This is a genomic window from Brevibacillus migulae (genome assembly GCF_004521915.1).
GTDB lineage: Bacteria > Bacillota > Bacilli > Brevibacillales > Brevibacillaceae > Brevibacillus_F > Brevibacillus_F migulae.
Genome location: NZ_SDKD01000063.1, coordinates 1 through 955 on the forward strand (window position 1 = coordinate 1; position 955 = coordinate 955).

General features: G+C 42.2%; 1 protein-coding gene. It reads right to left on the bottom strand.

From position 1 onward, the window contains the following. Nucleotides 1–471: 471 nt before the first annotated feature. Nucleotides 472–645, bottom strand: coding sequence for a hypothetical protein (locus EIZ37_RS26205; RefSeq protein ID WP_167569129.1), 174 nt, complete (start codon nt 643–645; stop codon nt 472–474). Between the last annotated feature and the right edge of the window lie 310 nt (nt 646–955).

Sequence of the window (955 nt, forward strand, 5' to 3'; positions counted from 1 at the left end):
CTTAATTAAACAAACGTGTCTAACTTTTTGGGGTCACTTCAACCCCGGCAGCTTTTTTTGATGTTGATTTGATTACCTACATAACCATTGACAATAAATGGGTTAAGACTTATGTTTAATGACATAACTTTTGTCTGCGAGGCGAGAGATATGTTGATATGCTCAGAAGGCATGGATTACTTTTGGTTGCTGGTATACTCCGGAATGGCCAACGAACACATCATGAAAGAGCTGCGCCTAAAAGAAACCCAAGGCTATCGAGTATATCAAACATATCGAAATTTGAACAATGCCAGAGATTCAAATGTAACGTATCTACTATTGTTAAAAGTGAGTTAATCCCCAAACGTACAGAGTGTCACCGCTGGGCTATCTGCCATCCAGTGGTGATATTTATTTGCTTGGACTGCGCAAATAAGCAGCAAACCCGATTCCTTCATGCGGAACCGGGATTTACGATAGACATTCCGTTTATTCAAGCTGTAAAATTCGCTCTACGACAATTTGAATGTTATTGTAGATCGCCATTCTCGCTTCCCAAGTGATATTCGGCTCGGACGCCTTTCTTACCATTTCCTCGCGGAGCATCTCCAGTGTATTCAGGTCAGTGATGGAAAAGACTTTTGCAAAAAACTCTGTATTCATTCCCTCATCCTCCTGCACATTATGGATCGAACGATCAAATGCTAACCCTTTTGTCGCCTACAAGCCTCTATGAATATCAATATCTGGGTCATTGGTGTAATCGAGGTGAGAGTTGATTTGGCTTCGGCATGAGCATGGAACTCAATCGGGGTTCAATGTGAATGTCTTGTATATGTTTCACTGTATGTGGGAGACGAAGGCTTTGGCTATGCGGATAACCATGGAGAAAAAGAAAGGCAAAACGAGCACGAAACAAATCCGAATGCCACAACAAAAAAGCCAACCAGATCCCTTATCTGGCTGACCCCCA